This is a genomic window from Alterinioella nitratireducens (assembly GCF_013155465.1).
Taxonomy (GTDB): Bacteria; Pseudomonadota; Alphaproteobacteria; order Rhodobacterales; family Rhodobacteraceae; genus Alterinioella; species Alterinioella nitratireducens.
This window is the reverse complement of sequence record NZ_JABJVX010000039.1, coordinates 1-5,407: the sequence shown is the minus strand read 5'-3', so window position 1 is coordinate 5,407 and position 5,407 is coordinate 1. Positions and strand designations below refer to the sequence as shown.

Annotated in this window: 7 protein-coding genes and 1 pseudogene; 7 read left to right on the top strand and 1 reads right to left on the bottom strand. The window is 62.6% G+C overall.

The features are described from left to right. Window positions 1-262 precede the first annotated feature (262 nt). The 7 genes and pseudogenes from HNS34_RS20385 to HNS34_RS20355 form a co-directional block, all read left to right on the top strand. A complete protein-coding gene (locus HNS34_RS20385; RefSeq protein ID WP_172321908.1) occupies window positions 263-589 on the top strand; it encodes a hypothetical protein in 327 nt (108 codons plus the stop codon). Beyond that, a complete protein-coding gene (locus HNS34_RS20380) occupies window positions 546-1,229 on the top strand; it encodes a lytic transglycosylase domain-containing protein (protein ID WP_172321910.1) in 684 nt (227 codons plus the stop codon). Before HNS34_RS20385 ends, HNS34_RS20380 begins: the two co-directional genes overlap by 44 nt. Beyond that, on the top strand, window positions 1,226-1,540 hold the full coding sequence (locus tag HNS34_RS20375) for a TrbC/VirB2 family protein (RefSeq protein WP_009574150.1): 315 nt from the start codon (window positions 1,226-1,228) through the stop codon (window positions 1,538-1,540). Before HNS34_RS20380 ends, HNS34_RS20375 begins: the two co-directional genes overlap by 4 nt. 9 nt (window positions 1,541-1,549) lie before the next feature. Then, on the top strand, window positions 1,550-1,828 hold the full coding sequence (locus HNS34_RS20370) for a VirB3 family type IV secretion system protein (RefSeq protein WP_009574151.1): 279 nt from the start codon (window positions 1,550-1,552) through the stop codon (window positions 1,826-1,828). Further along, the gene (locus HNS34_RS21070) at window positions 1,818-2,930 is read left to right on the top strand and encodes a TrbG/VirB9 family P-type conjugative transfer protein (protein ID WP_328700582.1); all 1,113 of its coding nucleotides are present in this window, start codon (window positions 1,818-1,820) and stop codon (window positions 2,928-2,930) included. Before HNS34_RS20370 ends, HNS34_RS21070 begins: the two co-directional genes overlap by 11 nt. Next, window positions 2,927-4,252 (top strand): TrbI/VirB10 family protein, encoded by a 1,326-nt coding sequence (locus tag HNS34_RS20360; protein WP_172321907.1) that lies wholly within the window; start codon window positions 2,927-2,929, stop codon window positions 4,250-4,252. Before HNS34_RS21070 ends, HNS34_RS20360 begins: the two co-directional genes overlap by 4 nt. A 1-nt stretch (window position 4,253) precedes the next feature. Beyond that, window positions 4,254-4,805 (top strand): annotated as a pseudogene (locus HNS34_RS20355) (type II secretion system protein E); the annotation flags it as partial. 172 nt (window positions 4,806-4,977) lie between these two features. On the opposite strand, the gene HNS34_RS20350 reads toward HNS34_RS20355, so the two are convergent. Further along, window positions 4,978-5,407: NADPH-dependent FMN reductase (locus tag HNS34_RS20350; protein WP_172321906.1), on the bottom strand; the 430-nt coding region annotated here is incomplete at its 5' end.

The following is a 5,407-nucleotide window of genomic DNA, read 5'->3' as shown; positions in this document are numbered from 1 at the left end:
GCCTCGCTTCGCTATGCGAAGGCTCCGCTCAGCCCGCGCTACCGGCGGGAGTTACACCAACTGTTGGGACACTGCTCAAAACTCCTTTGCCGCCTTTAAGATTATCATTCTGTCGGCTATCACCGTTATCGGAGCAAGGCGAACTTCGTCAACACGTTATTATTGTCTTGCTATCATTAATGTTGTTTTGTATCGCTCACGGTGTTGCGACCCCGTGGGCCTGATACTGCACCCAGGCAGAACAAGGACCCAAGGGAAGGCCATGATAGAAGAAGCCCCGAATGTGGTTACAGAAGACGGACTGCGCGGCTTGCTCGCCGAGGGCTACCTCATTGAGGTGGTCTGCAAGGAGAGAGCGGAGAAGCGCCATAACAGCTGGTACGGCTCGTGGGTCATCCGCGCCGTCGCCACTGATGGGCGTGACGATAAGATGCTCGTCACCAGCCGAAGCGTCCTCAAGCTCCGCGACTTCAAAACCATCGTTGGCCTTGTCAGTTTCCTGGCCGACATGGGCTGTACGACCGCTAGCATTCCACTTGAAGAAGGTGGCCGCGAGCGCCACGCCGCGCCGCCGGTCAAAGGCCGCTGACCGCGCGACTGCCCTCGTCGTTGCTTTGGGTACAGGCGTTTGTTCCGCGCCCCCGGCCCTGGCCGACGGTTTCATCTTTTCGGTTGGCCTAGACGGCCAATTGATTTCCTCTTCTCAAGAGGCAAACGGGCGCCTTTTTCTCTTCGCAGAACCTCGCGTTCCTGACGCCACTGTCGAGACAGCGATCCCGGCTCAATCCGCCGCCCGCGCCACCCCAGAAATCCTCCATGCGATCGAGACCACGGCTCTACGGTATGCCGGGCATGGTGCGCTGCGTCGCGCGGGGCTTTCCGTCACTGATTGGGCGCTCCTTTACCGGGCCAACATCGAAGTCGAGAGCGCATACAATCCCGCAGCGCGTAGCCCTGTCGGGGCTATAGGCCTCGGACAGCTTATGCCGGATACCGCCCGCGATCTCGGCGTGGACCCACATGACATTGCGCAGAACCTCGACGGATCAGCTCGCTACCTGCTGATGATGCTCGACCAGTTCGGCGAGGGCTCTCTGGCCCTTGCGGCCTACAACGCTGGTCCGGAGGCGGTCACACGCCACGGCGGCATCCCCCCTTTTCGCGAAACCCAAGGGCATGTGGCCCGTGTGACCGCCGTGTTTGAGCGGCTCAGAGGAGATCTTTCATGACATCGAGGAAACGTCAAAGCGTGCTCCGCACGCGGGCGATCACCGCGTTCGGCGCGATGGCCCTTATCGTGCTGGCGGGTCCAGCGCTTGCGCAGAGCATCGACCTCTCGCCGGTACAGACCCTGCTTCAAGGCATTGTCGATGCGATCACCGGCCCCTTGGGAATCGTGATCGGAACGCTTGCGCTGATCGGGGTGTTCCTTTCCTGGCTCTTTGGCATCCTCGACTTCCGTCAGGCGCTCTGGGTCGTGGTTGCAATCGCGGGCATCGCCGCAGCACCCACCATCGTCGCCGCCATCTGGACCACCTGAGCTCCGTCCATGGCTGACCAGTCCCGCGTGTTCATCGGCCTTCTCAGGCCACCCAAGCTGATGGGCTTGCCGATCATGTACGCCATGGTCTGGCTCTTCGGCTCTACGCTCCTGTTCCTCTGGGTGCAGAGCTGGGTGGTGGCTGTGTTCGCGGGGCTGGCCTGGCCGGCGCTTTGGAAAGCCGCAGACTGGGATCCGAACTTCCTCGATGTCTTGGTGATCACCCTGCAGGAAACCCCGCCCACGACGAACCGCAAGCTGCACGGAGGCGACAGCTATGCCCCGTGATGGACTTGCCAATGACGTGGCGGAGGCGCTCGATCCGCTGACTGCGCTACCCTCATGGGTCAAGGGCGAGAAGCGGCTTTCAATGATGCTGCCTTACGTGAGCCTCGTGACCGACCGGACGATCCGGACGCGCGGCAACGAGCTGATGCAATGCATCCGGCTCGAGGGGGTGAACAGCACCACGAGCGAGGACGGGCATCTCGACCGGATCGGAGGGTTGCTGGCTGGCATCGTGGCGCAGGTCGGGACCGAGTTCTCTTTCTACCTGCACAAGGTCTCGAAAGCTGTCGATATGACCCTGCCGCCCATCCCGGGTGAGGGGTTTGCTGCAACCGTCGACAAACGATGGCACGCGCATCTCGGCCGCGCGGGCTTGCGCGACAAAACATTGACCCTGACGGTGCTGAAGCGACCGGAGACCGGCAGCCGCCTGCCGTTCAGACTTGGGGCCTCCCGCGCCCGGTATGCTGCCGACACGACCCGGCGCTTGCGCAAACTCGACGAGGTGGTGGGATTTCTGCTGTCTTCCTTTGATGAGATGAAGCCCCGTCTCCTTGCTGCGAACACCGGCGAGCTTCTGGGATTCCTAGGCTCGCTCAACACCGGCGAGGAACTCCCGCTCTTCCCCCATTCGCGCTTGGGCGTCATCGCCGAGGATGTGGCCAATACCCGCGTGACCTTCCGCGGCACGACCATCGCGCTTTCAGATGGCGCCGTCGGCGACAAAGTGGGCGCGATCTTTGCGGTGAAGAACTACCCCGCCAAGACCGACAGCCTGATGCTGGACGAACTGAATCTGCCCGTCGATATGGTGGTCACCCACTCCTTCGTCCCGATCAACGCCAACATCATGGCGGGCCGGATCAAGCGGCAACTGCGCCTTATGCAGGCCGCAAATGACGGGGCTGTCACCTACTTCCGCTTCGACACGAATGCGCCGGTGCCGGCAATCTTCAGATATTCGAACGGCAGGGAGAGGGCGGTGAACAGCCAGGCCTTGAGCGACGGCGTGATCCGTGTGTCTGGCGTCAACCGACAATGGGTTCTTCGCCTTGGCGAAGATGTTGTTTGCGTTCAAGACGCAGGACCGGCCGCATCATGACCGAAGGTACGGAAGACCTTGCTGCGCGACAGGCGACGCTCGAAGGTTCGACAAGCAAAGCGAAGGCGAATAAGCGGCCCGCGTCGCTGGCTGCAATCCTTGGGGTCGTCGGAATTGCGGCCGCAGGTGGCCTGGCATGGGCTGCTCTGCAGCCGTCACCAGAGGCACCCATGGTGACCGCCGCTCCCGAAGAGTTCCAAAGCGCCGGGCCGGGGTTCGGGGATTTTGCGCCCATGCCTGTCGCGCAATCGGTAGCGCCATCTCCGGAGGATACCGGCCCGAGCGAGTCGGAACTCGCGCTGATGGAAAGCCTTGCGACATTGAGAGCGGAACTCGAGGACCTGCGCGCGCAGCCTGCCGAGGCTGCGGACAGCGAGGCGGAACAAGCCATTGCCGATCTCACGGCGCAAATTGCGACCCTTCAGGAAACATCCACTCAAGCGCAACGCGCCCTCGAGCGGCAATTGACCGAACGGGAGCGCGAACTGGACCAGCTCCGCATGGATCTGGAACTTGCACGGCTGGCTCCACCAGAGCCGGCCTCATTGGGGCCAAGTGAAGAGGAATTGCGGCTGGCCGAACTTGAGCGGCGGCGTGCTACTGAGGCTGAGGCCCGCGCCGAGCGTATCGCTTCTCCCATGATCGCGTTCTCCGGGATGGGAGCAGGTGCGGACAGGGAGAATACGCTGGAAGCGGTGCGTCTGAATGCAGATGAAGCCTTTGTTCGTTCGGGCGCACAACCTGCACCCGCGACACGTGCCGAGGTGATCGTGAATCCATCGAACACGGTTGTTCAGGGCACCATGATCCAGGCGGTGACAGAGACGGCCCTCGACAGCACACTACCCGGCGCGATCCGCGCCATCATCTCCGAAGATGTCCATTCCTTCGACGGCACGCGCATCCTGATTCCGCGCGGCTCGCGCCTGATCGGGCGCTACCGCTCCGACGTGGCCTTGGCACAATCCCGGATCATGGTTGCGTGGGATCGGATTATTCTGCCCGACAATCAGACCGTGCAGATCAGCGCCTTCGGGGGTGACGAACTTGGCCGCACGGGTACCACCGGGTTTGTCGACACCCGTTTCGCGCAGCGCTTCGGCTCGGCCGCGCTTATTTCGCTGATCGGGGTATTGCCCGCAGCAGCAGCCGGACAGATCGAGGATGAAGCCGCCACCGATATTGCCAGCGATGTCGGTACGGACCTGCGCGACAGCACGCAAAGCGTGATGCAGGACTATCTGACGATCCGGCCAGTAATCCATGTTGATCAGGGCACACGGATCACGGTCATGGTTGACCGGGACCTGGAGATCTTCTGACATGGCGGCAAGTTATCTGGAGGCCTCACTCGACCGTCTCGGCTCCAGCGCCCTGCGCGACGACACGATCGAGATCTGCATCAACCCCGACGGGCGAGTCTGGGGCGAGTTCCAAGGCGATCACTTCATGCGTGCCCTGGGCACCCCGCTTACCCAGACCGAGATTAAGGACCTTGGCAATCAGATCGCCTCCGCCGCCTCGACCACGCTCAGCACCAAGAAGCCGATCATATCGGTCTCGATCCTCTATCGCAACCGTCCGATCCGGGCACAGGTGATCCAGCCTCCGGCTGTCGAGGGTGGGTTCTCCGTATCGCTACGGTTCTTCTCCTCCCTGCCGCTGGAAAAGATCAAACTCGGGTTTCTGTATGGCAGGGAACGGAGTCTCGAGGGCTTGCGCCAGGCGCGAAACGCTGCGCTGCGCAACGTGGTGACCTCCGGCGACATCGACGCCGCAGGCACCTGCTGCTGTGCAGAGTGTTGCGGCAACAGCCAGTGCGCAGGTGGTTCGGATGGCAGAACGGGCGAGGCGGCTGAGAGGATAGACTCTATAACCTGCCGTACGCTAGGGCCTTCGGCAAAGCTCACAGCTGTCTGCGAAGTCTGGGTGTGCGGGTTCGGACCGTCGATGGAAGGTACCGATCCTGCACGTTCGGGGAATGTAAAGCCGTGACGGGTCATTTTGTGTCTCCTTTGGTTTGAGTGGAGGTCGCGGGCGGAGAGGGTCAGGCGGCCATCCGTGCGGCACAGCCGGTCTCTGCCCTGAGTTTCGCCATGAGGGCGGACAGGGCATCGCGGTAAAGCGCGCCGGTCAACCGGCCCTCGGCGTCGAACTCGCCGTCCGGCCCCGCGACCATGACCTCCGGTCCGGTCAGGAGCCTCGGCTGGAACGGGTTGAGCGCGAGGCGCAGCGCATATTGCGCCCTTGCGCCACCGGCGCGACCCGCAGCCGCCGACATGATCGCGACGGGCTTGTCTGCCCAAGGGTTCCCTTTGACCCGGCTCACCCAATCGAGCGCGTTCTTGAGAACGCCGGACAGCGACTGGTTGTATTCCGGGGTCGAGATCGCAACCGCATCGGCGAGCAGTGTCCCAACAGTTGGTGTAACTCCCGCCGGTAGCGCGGGCTGAGCGGAGCCTTCGCATAGCGAAGCG

Excerpts from the sequence above, each read along its gene's own strand:
- HNS34_RS20360 (WP_172321907.1), top strand. The coding sequence starts at position 2,927 with ATGACCGAAGGTACGGAAGACCTTGCTGCGCGACAGGCGACGCTCGAA.
- HNS34_RS20370 (WP_009574151.1), top strand. The coding sequence starts at position 1,550 with ATGGCTGACCAGTCCCGCGTGTTCATCGGCCTTCTCAGGCCACCCAAG.
- HNS34_RS20375 (WP_009574150.1), top strand. The coding sequence starts at position 1,226 with ATGACATCGAGGAAACGTCAAAGCGTGCTCCGCACGCGGGCGATCACC.
- HNS34_RS21070 (WP_328700582.1), top strand. The coding sequence starts at position 1,818 with ATGCCCCGTGATGGACTTGCCAATGACGTGGCGGAGGCGCTCGATCCG.
- HNS34_RS20385 (WP_172321908.1), top strand. The coding sequence starts at position 263 with ATGATAGAAGAAGCCCCGAATGTGGTTACAGAAGACGGACTGCGCGGC.